The following is a 20,164-nucleotide window of genomic DNA, read 5'->3' as shown; positions in this document are numbered from 1 at the left end:
GGCAACCCGGTTTCGGCGCGGCCTGTAGCCGTGATCCAGACGGGAGCCAGCCCGCTTGGTCCAGGCGGTGGTAGTGCTGACACCACCCCGGGATCTCTCGTCGCCACCCGGGTCTTTCGCGCCCGATCTCGGTTGACTGGGACCCATGACAGAGACCGCCACCGTGACGACGGACGCCGTACGCCTGATCGACCTCTCCCGCGTCTACGGCGAGGCACCGAACGAGGTCGCCGCGCTGCGCGGGGTCAGCACCACCTTCCCCGCCCGCTCCTTCACCGCGATCATGGGCCCGTCGGGCTCCGGCAAGTCCACGCTGCTGCAGTGCACCGCCGGGCTCGACCAGCCGACCGGCGGGAAGGTGCTCATCGGCGGCGCCGACCTGGGCGAGCTCAACGAGCGCCAGCGCACCGAGCTGCGCCGTGACCGCCTGGGCTTCGTCTTCCAGTCCTTCAACCTCATCGCCTCGCTGACCGCCGCCCAGAACGTGGCGCTCCCGATTCGCCTGTCGGGCCGCCGCCCGCCGCGCGCGTGGATCCGCGAGGTGCTCACGCTGGTCGGCCTCGGCGAGCGCATGGGACACCGCCCGGCGGAACTGTCCGGCGGGCAGCAGCAGCGCGTGGCCATCGCCCGCGCCATCGCCGCACAGCCCGAAGTGATCTTCGCCGACGAGCCCACCGGCGCCCTCGACAGCAAGTCCGGCCGCGAGGTGCTGGCGCTGCTGCGCCGCCTGGTCGACGAGCGCGGCGACACCGTGGTGATGGTGACGCACGACCCGTTCGCCGCCTCCCACGCCGACCGCGTGCTCTTCCTGTCCGACGGCCTGCTGGTGGACGAGCTGCGTCAGCCCAGCTCCCGCACGGTCGCCGCCCGCCTGGCCGAACTGGAGGCGGCGTGACCACCATCTCCGCCCTCCCCGCGCGGCGGGGCGTACGCACCCGCACGCTGCTGTCGGTCGCCTGGCGCACGCTGCGCAGCCGCGTCTCCGGTTTCGCGGGCGCGGTGATCGCGCTCGCCCTGGGCGTCGCCTTCGCGGGCGGCGCGACCTCGATGCTGGCCTCCGGCTCCGCCCTCCCGCCCGAGACCCCCGAGGCGGTACGGCGGGCCGTGTCGGAATCCGGCGCGCTGCTGGTCATGCTGGCCGTGATCGGCGCCTTCGTCACCGTCTTCGTGGTGGCCGGGACCTTCGCCTTCATCGTCGCCCAGCGGCGCAAGGAACTGGCCGTGCTGCGTACCGTCGGCGCCGCGCCCCAGCAGGTGCGGTGGATGGTGCTGGCCGAGTCGACGTTCGCCGCGATCCTGGCCTCCACGCTGGGCGTGCTGCTGGCCGGGCCGCTCATGGCCGCGATGGCGGCGCTGCTGCGCTCGCAGGAGCTCCTGCCCGCCGCCTTCACCCCGAGCCTGTCGCCGGGCGCGCTGACCGGCTGCTTCGCCGCCGGGGTGCTCGTGGGCCTGGTCGCCACGGTGGCCGCCGCCCGCCGGGCCGCCGCCGTCCGCCCCGTCGAGGCGCTGCGCGCCGCGGCCCTGGCCGACCAGCCGATCGGCAAGGGCCGCTGGCTGGGCGGGCTGGCCGCGCTGGCGGCCGGCGGCGGCATGCTGGCCCTGGTGCCGGTGGCGCCGCCGGACGGGCGGATGCCGCTGACCATGTTCGTCTCGATGCCGCTGGTGATCGGCTTCGCGCTGCTGTCACCGGTCTTCGCCTCCTGGACCAGCGCGCTGGTGGCCGCGCCGCTGGCCCGCTGGACCGCCGCCACCGGCGAGCTGGCCAGGGAGAACGTGCGGATGGCGGCCCGGCGCACCGCGGCCACCGCCGCGCCGGTGCTCATCACGGTCGGGCTGGCCGGGTCGCTGCTCGGCGGCACCACGCTGCTCGGCGAGGCGATGGCCGCAGACGCCAGGCAGGTGTGGCGCTCCGACCTGGTCGTGTCCGGCGCCGGGAGCGCCGAGGCGGCCCGGTGGCTGGGTGAGCGGGCCGGGGTGGGCGCGGCCGTACCGGTGACGTCGGGACAGGTGGAGGTGCACGCCAACCGCACCACCCGCACGGTGCCCGCGCAGGGCGTGGACCCGGCCGGGATCGGCGAGGTCATGAACCTCACCAAGGTCGAGGGCAGCCTGGAGGCGCTGCGCGAGGGCGCGGTGGCCGCCGACCGACGGCAGGCCGCGGCGCTCGGGTGGCGGCTCGGCGAAAAGGTGGAGCTGGGGCTCATGGGCGGGGTGAAGGCCACGCCGCGGCTGGCCGCGCTCTACGAGGGGTCCCCGCTGGGCGGCGGGCTGCTCGTGCCGACCGGCCTGCTGCAGGGCGAGAACGCGGGCTGGAGCGCCGTGCACGTGTCCGCCGACCGGCCCGCGGCGATCCGCGCCGAGTTGGAGAAGCGCTGGCCCAAGCTGAAGGTGTTCGACACCGTGGAGATCATGACCATGGTGAGCGGGGCCCGGCAGGAGGGCATGCGCATCGGGGCCATCGCGCTGGCCGGGTTCGCCGTTGCGTACACGCTGATCGCGGTGGCCAACACCTCGGCGCTGTCGTTCGGGGCGCGGCGCGGGGAGTTCGCGCGGCTGCTGTTCCTGGGCGCGCGGCGCGCGCAGGTGCTGCGGATGGCGCTGTGGGAGGCGTTGTGCGTGGCCGCCACGGGCGTGCTGCTCGGCGGCGCGGTCACCGTGGTGGCGGTGCTGGGGCTGCGCGGCGTGCTGGGCGGGCTCGGGCTTGAGGTGCCCACCGCGTTCCCGTGGGCCGAGGCGGGGCTGGTGGCGCTGGCCTGCGCGCTGGTCGTGGTCGTGTCCGCGCTGGTGCCCACGGCGCTGCTGCTGCGCCGCCGTACCTCCGTGGCCGAGGCGGCCGCCTAGCGGCCGCATACCGGACGCGGCCTATCAGGCGCGGCGGCCTATCGGGCGGCCGCTTAGCGGGCGCCCTCGCGCAGGTACCGGAGCACCGCCGCGACCCGGCGGTGCTCCTCGTCGCTCGGCTCCAGCAGCAACTTGGCGAAGATGTTGCCCACGTGCTTGAGCACCGCCGCCTCGGTGACCACGAGCTCGCGGGCGATCGCGCTGTTGGAGCGGCCCTCGGCCATCAGCGCGAGCACCTCGCGCTCGCGCGGCGTGAGGCGCTCCAGGCCGGGGTCCTGGCGGTTCTCCAGTAGGCGCACCACCACGGTCGGGTCGATGGCGGTGCCGCCCGCGGCCACCCGGGTGACGGCGTCGAGGAAGTCCTCGATCTCGCCCACCCGGTTCTTCAGCAGGTAGCCGACGCCCCTCCCGGAACCCGACTCCAGCAGCTCCATCGCGTACGAGCGCTCGACATACTGCGACAACACCAGCACCGCCACCTTCGGGTGCTCGGTGCGGATGCGCAGGGCCGCGCGCAGCCCCTCGTCGCGGAACCCGGGCGGCATCCGCACGTCCACGACCGCGACGTCCGGCAGGTGCCGGTCGACGGCGGCCAGTAACGACGGCGCGTCGCCGACGGAGGCCACGACCCGGTGGCCGAAGCGCTCCAGGATGTGGCGCAGCCCCTCGCGCAGCAGCACCGCGTCGTCCGCGATCACGACGTCCACGTAACCTCCACCCGCAGGGTCGTTCCCCCGCCTTCGGGGCTGGACAGGCTGACCGTGCCGCCCACCGCCGCCACCCGGTCGGCCAGCCCGACCAGCCCGGTGCCCGCGGCGGTGTCGGCGCCGCCGACGCCGTCGTCGCTCACCTGCAGCACGATGCGGCCGGGCGCGTCGCGCAGCAGCAGCTCGGCGCCGCTCGCGCCGCTGTGCTTGGCGAGGTTGGTGAGCGCCTCGCAGCCCGCGAAGTACAGGGCCGACTCCACCGACTCGGGCGGGCGTCCGTGCGAGGTCTCCACGCGTACGGTCACCGGCACCGGACACCGCTCCGCCGCCTCGGCCAGCGCCCCTTCGAGCCCGCGGTCGGTGAGGATGGGCGGATGGATGCCGCGTACGAGGTCCTGGAGCTCGGCCAGCGTCTCCCCCGCCTCGCGGTGGGCCCGCTCGACCAGCTTCCTGGCCTCGGGGTCAGCCCCTGCCAGCTCCATCTTGACCAGTCCGAGCGTCATCATCAGCCCGGTGAGCCGCTGCTGGGTGCCGTCGTGCAGGTCGCGTTCGAGGCGGCGGCGCTCGCTGTCGAAGGCGTCGGCGAGCCGGGCCCGCGAGCGGTCCACCTCGATGAGCCGCAGCTCCAGCTCCTCCTCCGGCGGCTGCGTGAGCAGCGTACGGGCCAGCCCGGCCTCGGCCGCCGCGACGGCGGTCACCAGGTAGGCGGCCAGGACGAGCAGCACCAGCCCGGCCAGCGAGGCCCCCCACGCGAGCGCCGGGTCGGAGGTGACCTTCTGCCAGGACGGGTTGGCCGACGGCGAGAACGGCAGCAGGCGCCAGAACGGGGCCAGCAGCGGGCCACCGGCCAGCAGCGCGAGCACCAGCAGGGCGACGGCGTTGAGCGGGCCGAGCAGGCAGAGCAGCAGCCCGTGCCCGGCCTCGCGCCAGGTGGCCGCCTCACGCAGCAGCGGCCTGCCACGGTGACGGCCACTGTGGGGATCAGGCGCCGGACGGCCGTCGACCAGGCGCAGCCTGGCCCGCTCGACCCGGCCGAGCGTCTCGGCCCAGCGCGGCAGCAGGCGCAGCAGCGGCACGCCGACGACGATGGGGACGGTCACCACGCCGACCACGAGCAGCACGACGGTCCCGGCCAGCCAGACGATCGCGACGAGGAAGCCGCCGAGCAGGTAGGCGACCGAGCGCCAGGGCCGGGAGCTGAGCGGCACCCGCGCCGGCGCGCTGACCAGCCCTTCCCACGGCCCGCCCTCGATCCCCACGATCCTCATCCTAATGAGGGAATTGAGCCTGGTTAGTGGCCCGCGCCAGGCCGGATGGAGGCTCATTGCCGATCTCTCCGGCGCTTCCTAGGCTGCGGGACATGACGCTGACCGGGTACTCCCTGCCGCTGTCCCCGTCCGGAAGCTCCTCCTCCCTCACCTCGCCGCCCTGGTACTTCTCCGGCGAGGTGGTGATGGTCGACTACCGCGTCGACCCGGCCGCCGCCGCCCGCTTCCTGCCACCGGAGCTCGAACTCGGGCCCGACCCGGGGGCCGCGGCCGCGGTGTTCGCCGAGTGGCAGTGGTGCTCGGAGTCGGGCGCGGAGCTGGAGGACCCGGCGGGCAGCCGGTTCTCGGAGTTTCTGATCCTGCTGGGCTGCTCGTTCGGCGGGTCGCCGATGGCGCGCTGCCCGTACGCGTGGGTGGACCAGGCGGTGCCGCTGATGCGCGGCTGGGTCCAGGGCATGCCGAAGCAGTTCGGGTCGGTGCACCTGACCAGGCCGGTCCAGGTGGGCCGGGCGGGGCCGCGCATGGCCGCCGGCGGACGCTTCAGCGCCAGCCTCGCGGTGCGCGACCGGCGGGTGGCCGAGGTGGCGGTGACGCTCGCCGAGCCCGCCGAGCCGCCGCACCTGCACACGGTGCCGCTGGTGCACAACCGGCACTTCCCGGCCTGGGTGCCGGGCGAGAAGCCGCTGTACCAGCTCGTCGCCTCGTCGGTGCGGGACGTGGAGTTCGGGCCGGTGTGGCGCGGCTCTGGCGCGTTCCGGCTGCTGCCCGGCGCGGACGAGGACCTCGCCTCGCTGGCGCCGGTCGAGGTCGGCGCCGGATACGCCTTCAGCTACGCCGAGACGCTGGTGAGCGGCCGCCGGCTGGGCTGAGCGCACACGCGGGCCCCGGGACGGAACACCGTCCCGGGGCTTCTCCATGCTCAAGGTCAGAAGAAGACCACCGTGCCCGCGTGCACCCGGCGGCGGAACGTCCACCACATCCACGCCTGCATCGCCGCCAGCACCGGGACTAGGATGACGAGGAAGCCGCTCAGCACGCTCAGCGTCGCCGGGTCCGCGGTGACGTCCGACAGGCCGCCGGCCAGGCGCAGGCTCGCCAGCACCGCCGGTACGGCCGCCGCGAACGAGGTCAGCGCGACGGCACTGCCGTACCGGGACTTGGCGAGGGCGGCGGGGGCGGCCCAGAGCGCGGCGGCGGCGAGCAGCCCGAGCAGGACGACCGGCACGGTCGTGGCGATCCCGCCGGGGCCGGGCACGGCGAGCTGGGCGAGGGAGGCGAGCGCGAGCAGCCCGGCGGCGGGGCGCGACAGGCGGGTGGCCGTGGCGGTGGCGCGGGCGGCGAGGTCGGCGGGCAGGCGGGCGGCCAGGAAGACGGCGCCGTGCGTGGTGAACAGCAGCACCATCACCACGGCCCACACCGCGGCGTTGATCCCGGCCACGAGCCAGCGGTCGGTCAGCGGCGGCGGGCCGGTCAGCAGCGCGCCCACGAGCAGCCCCCAGAAGACGGCGAACACGCCGCTGGATCCGCCCAGCATCGCGTCCCATCCGGCGCGCCAGCGCGGCGACGGGCGGCGGCTGCGGAACCAGATCGCCGCGTCGCGCACCACCCAGATGAGCAGCCCGGCCACGATGAGCAGGTAGAGGCCGCCGAGCAGGTGGTCCTTCATCAGCGGGAAGGCGCCGGCGAGCACGCCGCCGACGGCCACCAGCCACACCTCGTTGCCCAGGAAGAAGGGGCCGATGGAGGTGAGGACGGCCCGCCGCTCGTACTCGCCGCCGCCGAGGCGGCGCAGCAGCAGCCCGGCGCCGATGTCGAACCCGTCCACGACGAAGTATCCGGCGAACAGCAGGCCCAGCAGGATCGGCCAGAGAAGGTCCATGGTCTGCTCCTTCAGAAGCTGTGGGCAGAGGCGGGCTTGGCCACCTGGTCGAGAGTGGAGCCGAACAGCTCGTCGTCCGGGCCCTTCCGGACGAAGCGCGCGATCAGCACGTAGTCCACGACCGCCAGCGTGCCGAGCACCAACGTGAACCCGACGAAGGAGATCAACACGACGGGGGCCGGGAGATCGGAGACGGCCTTGTCGGTGGTCAGCAGGCCGTAGACGGTCCACGGCTGACGGCCCACCTCCCGCACCAGCCAGCCGGAGATCACCGCGACGAACGGCAGCGGCACCATGATCAGGAGCACGTAGAGCGGGAAGCGCAGCCGTACCACCCAGTTGCGGAACAGCAGGATGAGGCAGACGAGCAGGATGAGCGCCATGATGAAGGCGCTGTTCATCATGATCTGGTACGGCACGCCGATCCACCCTGGCGGCGCCCAGTCACCGGGCCCGAACTGCTGCTCCATGGCCTGTTGCGCCGCCACCAGCCGTTCCGGCTCGCCGTACATCTGGGCGAGTTTGGCCGGTTGGGTCTTCTCGATCACGACCTCCTGCAGGAAGCCCCAGTGGATGATCGAGAACGCGCCGATCGGGGCGGCGATCAGTCCCCAGCGCATCGACCGGCGGAAGACCTCCACCTCCTGCGTGCGCTTGATGAAGTGGTAGGCGCTGATCCCGGCCACGAACAGCCCGCCGGCCAGCACGGCCGCGGAGATCACGTGCAGCAGCGTGTCGATGAGGTTGCTGTTGGCCAGAAGGGCGCCGAAGTCGGTGAGGTAGGCCTGGTCGCCGCGCATCTCGTAGCCCACCGGGTGCTGCAGGAACGCGTTCGCGACCATGATCCAGAAGGCCGAGGCGTAAGCGGTGAGCGCCACCAGCCAGATCAGCGTCAGATGGACGCCCTTGCGGATCCGGTCCCAGCCGAAGATCCACATGCCGAGGAAGGTGGCCTCGGCGACGAACGCGATGAGCGTCTCCAGGGCCAGTGGCACGCCGAAGACGTTGCCCGTCACCTTCGACAGGCCGCTCCAGTTCAGCCCGAACTGGAACTCCATCACCAGGCCCGTGACGATGCCGACCGCGTAGTTGACGACGTAGATCTTGCCCCAGAACTTCGTCATGCGGCGGTAGACCGGGTTCCCGGTGATCGTGTAGGCGGTCTGCATGCCCGCCACGAACAGCACCAGCCCCAGCGTCAGCGTGACGAAGAGGAAGTGGATCGAGGTCGTCGTCGCGAACTGCAGCCTCGACAACAGCAGGTTGTCCATGGTTCACCAGCCTGTCAGTCCAGGTCGGAAGGGGGCGTCCGCCGCAGGGAGGCTTCTGCGCCTACCCCGGCGGACGCAGTGGGCGTGGCCGTCTACTCCCCCGGCTGTAGGCGGCTGTTGACCAGATCGATGAACTCGCTCGGCAGCTTCACACCGCCGACCTCGTCGTCGCCGAGCTTGACGCCGAACTCGCGCTCGACGCGCACGGTCATCTCCAGTACGGCCAGCGAGTCGTAGTCGAGGTCGGCGAAAGGCGTGTCGAGGATGTCGCCGTCCAGGTCGACGGCCTCTCCCTCACCCGCGGCCTCCCTCATGATGCGCCGCAGGTCGTCCAGGGTGAACACGGTCATGGTCGCTCCCTTTCTTCGTTGGGGTGGGCAGTTTGAGCAGAAGGGTGGCCAGCAGCCCGACGCCCGCGCAGACGGCGGCGGCGAGCAGGACCAGCGTGAGCGCCGAGCCGTAGCCGCCGGTGACCGCGGTGCGCAGCGCCTCGGGCAGCGCGCTGACCGTCTCCGGGTCGCCGGCGGCGGTCACGGCCCGGGTGAGCTGGTCCTCCGGCACGCGGGCGGCCAGTTCGGCCCCAAGCCGCGCCTGGAAGGCGCCGCTGAGCGCGGCCAGGCCGAGCGTGCCGCCGAGCTGTCGGCTGAGCGACTGCAGCCCGATCGCCGAGCCGAGGTCCCGGCGGGGCGCGTGGTTCATGACGGCCACGGAGTAGACCTGGAAGATCAGCGCCAGCCCGACGCCGAACACGAGCGCGCCGGCCAGCATCGCCGGCCCCTCCGCCACCGCCAGCGCGACCAGCCCGCCGGTCAGCAGCACGCCGCCGAGCACGGCGAACAGCTGGGGCCGTCCGGCGCGGGCCATGAACGAGCTGAGGCCCAGGGAGACGATCAGCGACCCGGCGGTGAGCGGCATGAGCGCCAGCCCGGCGCCGGTCGCCGACTCGCCGCGGGCCACCATGAGCAGCGGCAGGAAGGTGACCGCCGCGAACATCGTGAGACCGGTGACGAAGCCCTGGACGTTCGCGACGACCAGCACCGGGTCGCGGAAGAGCCGCAGCGGGATGATCGGCTGCTCGGCCCGCCGTTCGACCCGCAGCCAGGCGATCACCAGCACGATCGCGGCCGCGCCGAGACCGACGACGACCGGCGAGCCCCACGCGTAGGCGACACCGGCCCAGCTGCTGACCAGCACCAGGCAGGTGCAGACGCCGCCGAGCAGCGCCGCGCCCAGGTAGTCGATGCGCACCCGCGCCTCGGGCCTGGGCAGCAGCCGGGTCCTGGCGATGAGCGCGACCGAGATCAGCGCCACCGGCACGGTCAGCCAGAACGTCCAGCGCCAGTTGATCCAGTCGGTGATGAGGCCGCCCAGGAACGGGCTGATCGCCGCCGAGGCGTTGAGCGTGGTGGCGAACCAGATCTGGTAGCGCATGCGCTGCTCGGGGGTGAGCAGCTCGGCGTAGATGGCCATGGCCGAGACCATGAGGCCGCCCGCGCCGACGCCCTGGACGATGCGGAACAACACCAGCTGCGGCATCGACTGGGCCAGCGCGCATAGCACCGACCCGGCGGTCAGCAGGGCCAGCGCCAGGATGAAGACCTGCTTGCGGCCGAGGACGTCGCTGAGCTTGCCGTACAGCGGGGTGGTGACGGTGGAGGCGAGCACCGCGCCGGTGGTGACCCAGGCGAACAGGTCCAGCCGCCCGAACTCGCCCACGATCGCGGGCATCGCGGTCGCGGTGATGTTGAGGTCCACCATCGCCAGGAACTGCGCCAGCGCCACGGCGACCAGCGGCAGCGCCACGCCCTGGCGGCGGGTCCCGGCGTTCACCATGGCCGCTCCTCTTCCTCCGCGCGTTCCTCCTCCGGCGCGGGGAACCAGATCCAGAACACTCCGGCCTTGGCGATCTGCTCCAGCAGGTGCATGACCACTCCTCTCACCGCGTCGCCCGGCACAGGACGCGCGCCAGCGCGTCCGGCAGTTCCTCGGGCGAGCCGCCGCGCCAGGCCACGATCCCGTCCGGCCGCACCAGTACCGCCCCGTCCCGCTCCACGCCGTAGCGCGCGGCGAACTCCGGCGCCCGCACGACGTGCACCTCGAGATCCGGTACGGCCGCGCGCCAGCGTTCACCGGCGGACCCGGTCAGCAGGCACGCCTCCCGCCCGACCAGGTCGAGCGTCGAGCGGCCGTCGCCCAGCTGGACATGCGGCGCCCGGGTGCCGGGCTCGCCCGCCGGCTCGGCGTACTCGCCCTCGCCGTAGCGGAAGCCCAGCGTGAGCGTCAGGTCGTCGAGCAGCCCCGCGTCGGCGGCCGGGCGGCCGAAGCCGGTTCCCGAGGTGACCCTGCGCAGGCACTGCTCGACGGTGAACTCCGCCACCGGGGCGCGCTCGGCCTCGTAGGTGTCGAGCAGTTCGGGCCCCGCCTTGCCGCGCAGCACGTGGGCGAGCTTCCAGGCCAGGTTGTGCGCGTCCTGGATGCCGGTGCTGGCGCCGAAGCCGCCGACCGGTGGCATCACGTGGACCGCGTCCCCGGCGAGGAACACGCGGCCTTCGCCGTACCGGGTGGCCGACAGCGCCGACAGCTCCCACGACTGGGTGTCGAGGATGCGCACCGGCAGACCCGGTGCCCCGATCGCCGCCCTGACGAGCTGGACGCAGCGCGGCCACGGGTAGTCGGCCGAGCTCTGGCCCTTGGCCGGGTCGTACTGGATGTAGAGCGTTCCTTGCGTGAGTGTGTCGTCGTGGACGAGCAGCCCCTCGACGGTGTCGTTGACCACCTGGCAGATGGCGAAGCGGCGTTCGCCCAGGTACTCGCGCAGGTCGGCCTTGAACACGATGCTGAGCTGGCGCAGCAGCGCGGGCGTGCCCTTGAGCTCGATGCCGAGGCGCTGCCTGACGCGGCTGCGCACCCCGTCCGCGCCGATCAGGTACCGGGCCCTGATCCGCTCCGCCGAGCCGTCGCCGCGGCTGCGCACGGTCGCGGTGACGCCGTCGCCGTCCTGCTCGAAGGCCGACAGCTCGACGCCGAAGTCGACCCGCGCGCCCAGCTCCACCGCGTGCTGGCGCAGCAGCGGCTCCAGCCGGTCCTGGCTGCACAGCGCCCAGGGCGACGGGCTGAGCCGGTCGAGGTCGGTGGCGGTGGGCAGATCGGCGCGGAACATCTCCTTGCCGGTCAGGCTCTCCACGCGGGCCCGCATCGTGTGCCCGGCGAAGCCCTTGCTGGCCTCCAGTACGGCCGGCTCCAGGCCGACCTGGCGCAGCAGTTCGACCGCGCGCGGGTTGAAGCCGCGCGCCCTCGGATGGATGGACAGGTCGGCGCGGCGCTCCACCACCCGGCAGGAGACGCCGTGCCAGGCCAGGAAGGCGGCGGCCGACAGGCCGACCACGCCGCCGCCGACGATCAGGACCTCGGTCTCGCTCATGGCTTGCGGGCGGTGATGAGCGTGTTGTGCGTACCGAGCTCGGCCTCGGTCAGCCCGGTGAACCCGGCCTTCTCCAGCCAGGAGCGGCAGTCGGCCCGCGTGTACTCGGAGCCGTGCGGCGTGACCATGAGCATGTTGAGGCTGGTCAGCAGCGCTCCCGCGGGGCCCTGGCGGTCGTCGTCGATCATCGGGTCGCAGATCAGCAGCACGCCCCCGGACGGCAGCGCGGAGTAGGCGGCGGCCACGAGCTGCTCGCGCTCGCTCACCCCCCAGTCGTGCAGCACATGGCTCATGACCAGCGCCTGCGCGCCCGGCATCGGGTCCTCGAAGAAGTTGCCCGGGTGGAAGGTGATCTTCCCGGAGAGCCCGAGCTGGGTCATGTGCTCGTGGAAGACCGGCTCGACGCCGGGCAGGTCCATGACGCCCGCCTCGATGTGCGGGTGGCCGCGCAGGATCGCCGCGGCCAGGTTGCCGCGCGCCCCGCCCACGTCGACCACCGAGGTGACCGTGGACCAGTCGAACGCCTCGGCCAGCACTGGGCCGATCATGCCGTTGAGGTAGTCCATGCCGGCGGTGAAGTTCCGCCAGGCGGCCGTGGTGCGGTACTGCTCGGTGAACATCTGCGCGCCGGAGCCCCACCGGTTCTGCGGCTCGCCGGTGCGCAGGGCGTCGATGAGCTGGTTCCAGCGGGCGTCGGCCGCGTTCAGGAAGGCGCCCACGTAGGAGGCGCGGTCGGAGTTGAGGTAGTGCTCGGCCAGCGGGGTGTTGTGGTAGATCTCCCCTTCGCGGCTGAGCACGCCGAGCGCGACGAGCGTGTCGAAGAAGTCGCGGGCGCCGCGTGGATGCAGCTCCAGGCGTTTGGCCAGTTCGTCGGACGAGGCGGGCGCGCCGGACAGGGTGGTGAAGACGCCGAGCTCGGCCGCCGTCAGCACCGTCTTGCGGCTGAAGTAGGCCGTGCCCAGGCGCCACAGCGGCTCTGCGCTGACGGCGGGCGCGGTCATCTCGCTGGTCATACGGGACCTCCATCGGTGGTGAGCTGGAAGGACGGGTTTGCGGGGCCCGGTCGCAACCGGGCGGCGATGCGGGTGCGGGCCAGCGCGAGCGCGGCCGCGACGAGAAGGGGCAGGATCGTGAGCGCGAGGAAGTAGCCGGGCCCGGGGCCCTGCGCGGCCTGCGGTCCGGCGCCGCCGGGCATGGCCAGCCGCGCCAGCTGCCCGCCGACGACGGCGCCGACCGCCCCGGCCAGCCACCACAGCCCCATGAGCTGGCTGGTGGCCCCGGCCGGCGCGACCATGGCGGTCACCCCGAGCCCGACCGTGCCGATGATCAGCTCGGCGATCGACAGCGTCAGGTAGACCACGACCAGCCACAGCGGCGACGCCGCCGGGCTCTGCGCGGCGAAGACCATGAGCAGGAAGCTGCCGGCCGCGATCACCAGCCCGGCCGCCAGCTTCACCGGTACGGCCAGCCGCCCCGCCGGCCCGCCCCACACCCGCGCCAGCACCGGCGCGGCCAGCAGCACGAACAGCGGGTGCAGCGACTGGAACCAGCTCGCCGGCACCAGGAACCCGCCCACCTGCCGGTCGGTCGAGACGGCGGCGAAGTGGTTGAGCACCGAGTTGCTCTGGCTGACCAGCAGGAACAGCACGGCCGTGGTGAGGAAGACCCAGGCGTAGGCGCGCAGCCGTACCCGCTCGTCCGCCGACGCCCGTTTGAGGATCATCCGTGAGTACGGCAGCGGCGCGACGAGCACCAGCAGGCCCACCACGGCCACGAGCACCTCCACCCGCAGCACCCCTTGGACGGCGGCGGCGATCAGCCCCGCCGCCACGACGGCCACCACCACGGCGCTCCAGAGCCGCAGCCGCCGCAGGGTGGCCGGATCGGCGGGCTGTCCGGGCTCGCGCCCGAGTTCGCCGAAGTGCCTGCGGCCCCGGGCGAAGACGGCGATGCCGACGCCCATCCCGATCGCGGCGGTGCCGAAGCCGAGATGCCAGTCGACGGTCTCGCCCACGAAGCCGGTGATCAGCGGCGCGAGCAGCGCGCCGACCTGGATGCTGACGAAGAAGACGGAGAACGCCGCCTCCCGCTCGGCCGCCTGGCCGGGCGGATAGAAGGAGCCGAGCAGCGCGGAAAGGTTGGGTTTGAGCAGGCCGGTACCGGCCGCGATCAGCGTGATGCCGAGGTAGAACGTCGCCTCGGCCGGGACCACCAGCGTGACGTGGCCGCAGGCGATGAGGATCGCGCCGTACAGGACCGCGCGCTGCGGCCCGAAGACCCGGTCGCCCAGCCAGCCGCCCGGCACCGAGGCGACGAACGTGGCCGAGATGTAGAGCCCGACCAGGGCGCCCGCACTGCCGGGAGGCATGCCGAGCCCGTCGGGACTGGTCGCGTAGAGGAAAAGGATGGCCATCATCCCGAAGAAGCTGAATCGCTCCCACAGGTCGGTCATGAACAGCGTGCTGAACCAGCGCGGCTGTCGCCAGGGAAGCAGCGATGGCGCCATGGGCATCCACTCCCGTCGCTCGGGGGCCGGTCCGTCGGCAGCGATGCTGGCACCCGGATCTTGTGCCGGGTTTGTGTCTCCTTGGTGCCCGAGTCGTCTCCAGCGCCGCTCAACGTCCGCACGACGGCCGCCCGGTATGGCTGGGGGATGCGCAGATTCCCCTTCGTCCCCCGCTGCCCCGGCGAGCCGGCGCCCGAGTTCGAGCAGCTCAGGCGGGAGGAGCCGGTGAGCAAGGTGACCTTCCCGACCGGCGACACCGCCTGGCTGGTCACCACCTACGAGGACAACAAGACCGTGATGGGCGACCAGCGCTTCAGCCGGGCCCACACCACCCGGCCGGGCGCGCCCCGCCTGCAGCCGATCCCGCCGGACCCGAACTCGATGTTCAGCATGGATCCGCCCGAGCACACGCGGCTGCGCCGGCTGGTCTCACCGGCCTTCAACAACCGCAGGACCGCCGCGCTGCGCCCCGTCATCGAGCGCGAGGTGGACCTGCTCGTCGCCGCGCTGAAGGAGGCCGGCCCGCCCGCCGACCTGGTCTCGCTGTTCGCCAGGCGGCTGCCGATCACCGTCATCTGCGAGCTGCTCGGCGTGCCCGCCGCCGACCGCGACACCATCGCGGGCTTCGTGGACGTCCTGCTCAGCCTCACCCAGTACCCGCCCGAGCAGGTCGCGGCCACCCGGGCCGAGCTCAAGCGGTACCTGGCCGGGCTGATCGCCGACCGGCGCGCCGACCCGCGCGACGACCTGGTCAGCGAGCTGATCGCCATGCGCGACTCCGGTGACCGGCTCAGCGAGGACGAACTGGTCATGCTCGGCGCCACCGTGCTGACCGGCGGCTTCCTCAGCACCGCCAGCGAGATCGCGCTGTCGTTCCTGTGCCTGTTCCGTCACCCCGCCGAGCTGGAACGGCTGCGCGCCGACCCCGGCCTGCTGCCGTCCGCCGTGGACGAGCTGCTGCGCTACAACGCCCTCACCACCGGCGGCGGCCTCCTGCGGATCGCCACCGAGGACGTGAAGCTGGGCAACGTGACCATCGCCGCCGGCGAGGCCGTGCTGCCCGCGATCTCCTCGGCCAACCGGGACCCGGGCGTCTTCCACGACCCGGACGTGTTCGACGTCGGCCGCGAGGACAACCCGCACCTCACCTTCGGCCACGGCATGCACTACTGCCTGGGGGCGCGGCTGGCCCGGCTGGAACTGGAGATCGCGCTGGCCGGGATGTTGCGCGGCCTGCCCGAGGTACGGCTGGCCGTACCGGTGGAGGAGCTTCGCCCGCAGGGCGGGCACCTCATCCGCGGCCTGCCCGAGCTGCCCGTGACCTGGTGAGGTACCTCAGAGCCTTCTGCGGGGCGTGACCAGGCCGGACTCGAAGGCGATCACCACGAGCTGCGCCCGGTCACGCGCGCTCAGCTTGATCATGGCCCGGCTGACGTGAGTCTTGGCGGTGGCCGGGCTGACCACCATGCGCTCGGCGATCTCCTTGTTGGACAGGCCCGCGGCGACCAGCGCGACCACCTCGCGCTCGCGGTCGGTCAGCACGTCCAGCTCGGGCGTCGGGCGGTCCTCCGTCGACTTGGCGGCGTACTCGTCGATCAGGCGCCTGGTCACGCCGGGGGTGAGCAGCGCCTCGCCCCCGGCCACCACCCGGATCGCCTGCAGCAGCATGGCCGGCTCGGTGTCCTTGACCAGGAAGCCGCTGGCCCCGGCGCGCAGGCTCTTGAAGACGTACTCGTCCAGCTCGAAGGTGGTCAGGATGACCACGCGCACCCCGTCCAGGCGGGGGTTCTCGGCGATGCGGCGGGTGGCCTCGATGCCGTCCATCTCCGGCATGCGCACGTCCATGAGGACGATGTCGGGTCTTAACGTGGCGGCCAGTTCCAGCGCGCGACGGCCGTCGCTGGCCTCGCCGACGACCTCGATGTCGGGTTCGAAGTGCAGCAGCGCCCGCAGGCCCGCCCTGATCAGCGGCTGGTCGTCGGCCAGCACCACCCGGATCACGCCGCCAGCCCCCTCACCGGCAGCCGGGCCGCCACCAGGAAGCCGCCGCCGGGCGCGGGACCGGCGTCGAAGGCGCCGTTCAGCGACGCCGCGCGCTCGCGCATGCCCACCAGTCCGTTCCCCTCCCCCGGCGTGCCGCCCACGCCGTCGTCGCGTACCTCCACCAGCAGCTCGCCGCCCGAGCAGCGCACCGACACCTCGGCGCGGGCCGCCCCGGCATGTTTGATGATATTGGTCAGAGCTTCCTGAACAATCCGGTAAACCGCTAGATCTACGGTTTTCGGGAGTGCGGGGCAGTCGGCGGGCAACGTGAGATCCACTTCGACGCCGCCGGATCTTGCCCGCCGTACCAGCTCGGGAAGGCGGTCCATGCCCGGTGCGGGCGCGAGCGGCTCCTCACCCTCGTCCACGTCGCGCAGCACCCCGAGCGCGCCCCGCAGCTCCACCAGGACCTCCTTGCTCACCCGGCGGATGTCGCCGAGCGCCCGGCGAGCCTGCTCAGGATCGCGGTCGATGAGGTGCTCGGAGACGCCCGCCTGCAGGTTGATCACCGAGATGCTGTGGGCCAGCAGGTCGTGCAGTTCGCGGGCGATGCGCAGGCGCTCCTCGGTCACCCGCCGCCTGGCCTCCTCCTCGCGGGCGCGCTCGGCCTGGGCGACCCGCTCGCGCTCGGCGATCAGCTGCTCGCGGCGGTTGCGCGACATCTCGCCCAGGATGAGGATCGCGACCAGCCAGGTCACGAACCACACCGTCCCCTGCACACCCGGCGGGCGGGTGCCGAACCAGCCCAGCATCAGCGTGCCCACCAGCCAGACCAGCGCGCCCGCTCCTCCAAGCCTGCGGTAGCCGGCGCTCATCACGGTGAACAACGCGATCGACGGCGGGATCGTCGACGCTCCCCCGGGGAAGTCGAGACCCTGGTATACCAGTGCACCGGCGACAACGGCCGCCACTGCCATCGCGGGCGCCCTCTGCAGGAGCAGCAGCGGCAGCGACATCGCCGTCAGCAGCAGAAAGCCCAGCCACAGCGGCAGCGGGCCGGGCGGCGACTCCCGCGCGATGAAGGCGGTCCCCACGATCGTGACCGCGATGACCGCCACCACCTGCGCGACGTCCATCGGGATTCGGCGGATCATACGCAACACTGTAGGCGCTAACCAACGCCACTCGACTGAGCCTGGAAGTCCGCACCAACGGGCTTTGGCAGGGTTGCGGGCATGAAGATCACCGCTAGTGATGTCGTCCCCAACAGGCGCAGAGGCGGCGACATCCGGGTCCTGCTCAGCCCGAAGACCGTGCGGAGCACCTCGGGCTTCATGGGAGTGCTCAGGCTCGCGCCAGGCGAGTTCGTGGCCGAGCACTACCATCCCCACTCCGAGGAGTTCCTTTACGTCGTCCGCGGCACGCTCACCATGCGCGTGGAGGATGAGTCGGTCGAGCTCGGCCCCGGCGACAGCCTGATGGTGCCCATCGGCGCCAAGCACCGGCTCGTCAACACCGGCGCCGAGGAAGGCGAGGCCGTCTTCCACCTCAGCCCGCTCGCTCCCCGTCCGGAACTCGGCCATGTCGACACCGAGGAGCCGCCCCACGCTCACGAGTCCTCCCCCCAGGTAGGCGGGGCGCGGCTGTGAGACGCCGGGTCGTGATCACCGGGATCGGCATGGTCACACCGGGGGGTGTGGGCACCAAGGCCACCTGGGAGATGCTCACCGCCGGACGCTCGGCCACCCGCCTCATCCAGGCCTTCGACGCGAGCCCCTTCCGCTCGCCGCTGGCCGCCGAGGTCGACTTCGACCCCGCCGCCGCGGGGCTCACCGCCCGCCAGGTACGCAGGATGGACCGCGCCGCCCAGTTCGCCGTCGTCAGCGCCCGCGAGGCGCTGGCCGACAGCGGCCTGCCGGAGGTGGACCCCGACCGGATCGGGGTCAGCCTCGGCAGCGCCGTCGGGTGCACGGTCAGCCTCGAAGAGGAGTACGTCGTGCTCAGCGACGCCGGCAAGCGCTGGCTGCTCGACCACGAGTACGGCGTGCCCCACCTGTACGGTCACATGGTTCCGAGCACGCTGGCCGTCGAGGTCGCCTGGGAGAGCGGGGCGGAAGGTCCCGTACAGCTCGTCTCCAACGGGTGCACCTCAGGACTCGACGCCGTCGGGTACGGCGCGCAGCTCGTCGCCGAAGGCACGGTGGACGTGGCGATCGCCGGAGCCACCGACGCGCCCGTCTCACCGATCACCGTCGCGTGCTTCGACGCCATCAAGGCCACCACCGCCGACACCAGCGACCCCGCCGCCGCCTCCCGGCCGTTCGACCGGACGCGCAGCGGGTTCGTGCTCGGGGAGGGCGCGGCCGTACTCGTGCTGGAAGAGCTCGAAGCCGCACGGGCGCGCGGCGCGCACATCTACGCCGAAGTGGCCGGATACGCCGCGCGCAGCAACGCCTTCCACATGACCGGGCTCAAGCCCGACGGCAGGGAGATGGCCGAGGCCATCACCGTCGCCCTCGGCGAGGCCCGCCTCGACCCCACCGCCGTGGACTACATCAACGCCCACGGCTCGGGGACCAAGCAGAACGACCGCCACGAGACCGCCGCCTTCAAGCGCAGTCTCGGGCAACACGCCTACGAAGTGCCGGTCAGCTCGATCAAGTCCATGGTCGGACACTCGCTCGGGGCGATCGGCGCGATCGAGGTCGCCGCCTCCGCCCTCGCGATCGAGCACCAGATCGTCCCGCCCACGGCGAACCTGCACCACCCCGACCCGGAATGCGACCTGGACTACGTACCGCTGACGGCCCGCGACCACAGGACCGACGTGGTGCTGAGCGTCGGCAGCGGGTTCGGGGGGTTTCAGACCGCCATGGTGCTGGCCAAGCACGAGAAGGGAGATTCGTGAGGGAACGCCTCGGCGTCACGGGCATCGGCGTGGTCGCGCCGAACGGCACCACCACCGAAGAGTACTGGGCGGCCACGCTCGCCGGCCGCAGCGGCATCGGCCCGATCACCAGGTTCGACCCCGCCTCCTACCCGGCGCGGCTGGCCGGCGAGGTGCGGGGCTTCACCGCGCGCGAACTGCTGCCCAGCCGGATCACCACCCAGACCGACCACTGGACCCACATGGGCCTCGTGGCCGCCGACCGCGCGCTCGCCGACGCGGGGGTACGGCCGGCGGACCTGCCCGAGTACGAGATGACCGTCGTGACCGCGAGTTCGTCCGGCGGGACGGAGTTCGGGCAGAAGGAGATGACCGGGCTCTGGGGCAAGGGGCCCGACCACGTGGGCGCCTATCAGTCGATCGCGTGGTTCTACGCGGCGTCCACGGGACAGATCTCCATCCGCAACGGGATGCGGGGACCCTGCGCGGCTATCGCCACCGAACAGGCGGGCGGACTGGACGCGGTCGGGCAGGCGCGGCGGATGCTGCGCTCGGGGGCCCGGCTGGCGTTGGTCGGGGGGACCGATGCCTCTCTGTGCCCCTACGGTCTGGTCGCCCAGCTGTCCAACGGCGGATTGAGCACCCTTTCCGATGCTTCTCGGGCTTATGTGCCGTTTGACGAGAAGGCATGTGGCTACGTGCCCGGGGAGGGCGGCGCGATGTTCACCGTCGAGCGCATCGACGGTGGGCGTGGTGCCGGTGAGCGCGGTCCTGGTGAGCAGGGTCCTGGTGAGCACGGTCTTGGTGAGCACGGTCTTGGTGAGCACGGTCTTCGTGAGCACGGTCTGGGTGAGCACCGTCCTGGCGCGCCGATTTATGGCTATATAGCCGGATATGCCGCGACTTTCGATCCTCCCCCGGAGCGGGAGCGCCCGCCCACGCTGACCCGCGCCATCACGCTCGCCCTGGAGGACGCGGGGCTGCGTCCCGACGAGATCGACGTCGTGTTCGCCGACGCCATGGGCCTGCCCCACGCGGACCGGGCCGAAGCGGATGCCCTGAACGCTATTTTCGGTCCCCACAAAGTGCCGGTTACTGCGCCCAAAACCATGACCGGCCGTCTTTATGCCGGCGGCGCGGCATTAGACGTGGCAACAGCCCTGCTGAGCATGCGTGACGGTGTGATTCCGCCGACAGTGGGAACGACAGACCCCGTGCGATCTCTCGGTCTCGACCTCGTCCTCGGGCGGCCCCGCGAGCGCACCCTGCGCACAGCCTTGGTGGTGGCCCGCGGATTCGGCGGCTTCAACGCCGCCCTCGTGCTCACCAAGTGAATCGGGGAGCAGACAATACCAACACGGAATTGACAGCGCAACCAGACTTTCGACCGTTGCCATTCCT

General features: G+C 72.4%; 18 protein-coding genes. 7 read left to right on the top strand and 11 right to left on the bottom strand.

Translation table 11 applies throughout. The features are described 5' to 3' along the window. The first annotated feature begins 145 nt into the window (after nucleotides 1-145). Together ACIBI5_RS18875 and ACIBI5_RS18870 are read left to right on the top strand one after the other, a co-directional pair. The gene (locus ACIBI5_RS18875; protein WP_379618196.1) at nucleotides 146-895 is read left to right on the top strand and encodes an ABC transporter ATP-binding protein; all 750 of its coding nucleotides are present in this window, start codon (nucleotides 146-148) and stop codon (nucleotides 893-895) included. Continuing rightward, on the top strand, nucleotides 892-2,841 hold the full coding sequence (locus ACIBI5_RS18870; protein WP_397248334.1) for an FtsX-like permease family protein: 1,950 nt from the start codon (nucleotides 892-894) through the stop codon (nucleotides 2,839-2,841). The genes ACIBI5_RS18875 and ACIBI5_RS18870 overlap by 4 nt, the downstream gene beginning before the upstream one ends. A gap of 53 nt (nucleotides 2,842-2,894) precedes the next feature. On the opposite strand, the gene ACIBI5_RS18865 is transcribed toward ACIBI5_RS18870, so the two are convergent. Both ACIBI5_RS18865 and ACIBI5_RS18860 read right to left on the bottom strand, forming a co-directional pair. Next, nucleotides 2,895-3,548, bottom strand: coding sequence for a response regulator (locus tag ACIBI5_RS18865; RefSeq protein WP_397248332.1), 654 nt, complete (start codon nucleotides 3,546-3,548; stop codon nucleotides 2,895-2,897). Next, nucleotides 3,536-4,816, bottom strand: coding sequence for a sensor domain-containing protein (locus ACIBI5_RS18860; RefSeq protein ID WP_397248330.1), 1,281 nt, complete (start codon nucleotides 4,814-4,816; stop codon nucleotides 3,536-3,538). The genes ACIBI5_RS18865 and ACIBI5_RS18860 overlap by 13 nt, the downstream gene beginning before the upstream one ends. A gap of 92 nt (nucleotides 4,817-4,908) precedes the next feature. Here ACIBI5_RS18860 and mppR point away from each other — a divergent pair, with 92 nt between their 5' ends. Continuing rightward, nucleotides 4,909-5,685, top strand: a complete 777-nt coding sequence (mppR, locus tag ACIBI5_RS18855; RefSeq protein WP_397248328.1) for an enduracididine biosynthesis enzyme MppR — start codon at nucleotides 4,909-4,911, stop codon at nucleotides 5,683-5,685. A 56-nt stretch (nucleotides 5,686-5,741) separates the two neighbouring features. Here mppR and ACIBI5_RS18850 read toward each other — a convergent pair whose 3' ends face one another. The 7 genes from ACIBI5_RS18850 to ACIBI5_RS18820 form a co-directional block, all read right to left on the bottom strand. Next, nucleotides 5,742-6,695, bottom strand: coding sequence for a cytochrome d ubiquinol oxidase subunit II (locus ACIBI5_RS18850; protein ID WP_397248326.1), 954 nt, complete (start codon nucleotides 6,693-6,695; stop codon nucleotides 5,742-5,744). Nucleotides 6,696-6,706: 11 nt separating this feature from the next. After that, entirely contained in the window at nucleotides 6,707-7,966 is a 1,260-nt protein-coding gene (locus ACIBI5_RS18845) for a cytochrome ubiquinol oxidase subunit I (RefSeq protein ID WP_397248324.1), read from the bottom strand. A gap of 92 nt (nucleotides 7,967-8,058) precedes the next feature. Further along, nucleotides 8,059-8,316, bottom strand: coding sequence for an acyl carrier protein (locus ACIBI5_RS18840; protein WP_379618182.1), 258 nt, complete (start codon nucleotides 8,314-8,316; stop codon nucleotides 8,059-8,061). Further along, nucleotides 8,261-9,799 (bottom strand): MFS transporter, encoded by a 1,539-nt coding sequence (locus tag ACIBI5_RS18835; RefSeq protein ID WP_397248322.1) that lies wholly within the window; start codon nucleotides 9,797-9,799, stop codon nucleotides 8,261-8,263. Before ACIBI5_RS18835 ends, ACIBI5_RS18840 begins: the two co-directional genes overlap by 56 nt. A gap of 103 nt (nucleotides 9,800-9,902) precedes the next feature. Next, nucleotides 9,903-11,387, bottom strand: a complete 1,485-nt coding sequence (locus ACIBI5_RS18830) for an FAD-dependent monooxygenase (protein ID WP_397248320.1) — start codon at nucleotides 11,385-11,387, stop codon at nucleotides 9,903-9,905. After that, on the bottom strand, nucleotides 11,384-12,400 hold the full coding sequence (locus ACIBI5_RS18825; protein ID WP_397248318.1) for a methyltransferase: 1,017 nt from the start codon (nucleotides 12,398-12,400) through the stop codon (nucleotides 11,384-11,386). Before ACIBI5_RS18825 ends, ACIBI5_RS18830 begins: the two co-directional genes overlap by 4 nt. Beyond that, on the bottom strand, nucleotides 12,397-13,893 hold the full coding sequence (locus ACIBI5_RS18820; RefSeq protein ID WP_397248316.1) for a peptide MFS transporter: 1,497 nt from the start codon (nucleotides 13,891-13,893) through the stop codon (nucleotides 12,397-12,399). Before ACIBI5_RS18820 ends, ACIBI5_RS18825 begins: the two co-directional genes overlap by 4 nt. Nucleotides 13,894-14,040: 147 nt before the next feature. Between ACIBI5_RS18820 and ACIBI5_RS18815 the strand changes: the two genes are divergently transcribed. Continuing rightward, nucleotides 14,041-15,222: a cytochrome P450 gene (locus ACIBI5_RS18815; RefSeq protein ID WP_397248314.1), complete on the top strand. Its 1,182-nt coding sequence runs from the start codon at nucleotides 14,041-14,043 to the stop codon at nucleotides 15,220-15,222. A 6-nt stretch (nucleotides 15,223-15,228) separates the two neighbouring features. Here ACIBI5_RS18815 and ACIBI5_RS18810 read toward each other — a convergent pair whose 3' ends face one another. Both ACIBI5_RS18810 and ACIBI5_RS18805 read right to left on the bottom strand, forming a co-directional pair. After that, nucleotides 15,229-15,894: a response regulator transcription factor gene (locus ACIBI5_RS18810; protein WP_379635699.1), complete on the bottom strand. Its 666-nt coding sequence runs from the start codon at nucleotides 15,892-15,894 to the stop codon at nucleotides 15,229-15,231. Next, nucleotides 15,891-17,030 (bottom strand): sensor histidine kinase, encoded by a 1,140-nt coding sequence (locus ACIBI5_RS18805; protein WP_397248312.1) that lies wholly within the window; start codon nucleotides 17,028-17,030, stop codon nucleotides 15,891-15,893. The genes ACIBI5_RS18810 and ACIBI5_RS18805 overlap by 4 nt, the downstream gene beginning before the upstream one ends. 81 nt (nucleotides 17,031-17,111) lie before the next feature. Here ACIBI5_RS18805 and ACIBI5_RS18800 point away from each other — a divergent pair, with 81 nt between their 5' ends. The 3 genes from ACIBI5_RS18800 to ACIBI5_RS18790 are packed head-to-tail and all read left to right on the top strand — an operon-like array spanning nucleotide 17,112 to nucleotide 20,097. Beyond that, nucleotides 17,112-17,525 carry a cupin domain-containing protein gene (locus ACIBI5_RS18800; protein WP_184966935.1) on the top strand — a complete coding sequence of 138 codons (414 nt, stop codon included), beginning with the start codon at nucleotides 17,112-17,114 and terminating at the stop codon, nucleotides 17,523-17,525. Next, nucleotides 17,522-18,784 (top strand): beta-ketoacyl-[acyl-carrier-protein] synthase family protein, encoded by a 1,263-nt coding sequence (locus ACIBI5_RS18795; protein ID WP_397248310.1) that lies wholly within the window; start codon nucleotides 17,522-17,524, stop codon nucleotides 18,782-18,784. The genes ACIBI5_RS18800 and ACIBI5_RS18795 overlap by 4 nt, the downstream gene beginning before the upstream one ends. Next, nucleotides 18,781-20,097: a ketosynthase chain-length factor gene (locus ACIBI5_RS18790; RefSeq protein WP_397248308.1), complete on the top strand. Its 1,317-nt coding sequence runs from the start codon at nucleotides 18,781-18,783 to the stop codon at nucleotides 20,095-20,097. Before ACIBI5_RS18795 ends, ACIBI5_RS18790 begins: the two co-directional genes overlap by 4 nt. Nucleotides 20,098-20,164: the final 67 nt, after the last annotated feature.

The sequence above is a fragment of the Nonomuraea sp. NPDC050540 genome (assembly GCF_044457485.1).
Lineage (GTDB): Bacteria > Actinomycetota > Actinomycetes > Streptosporangiales > Streptosporangiaceae > Nonomuraea.
Note: the sequence above shows the minus strand (reverse complement) of the source record. Positions and strands in the feature narration are given on the sequence as shown.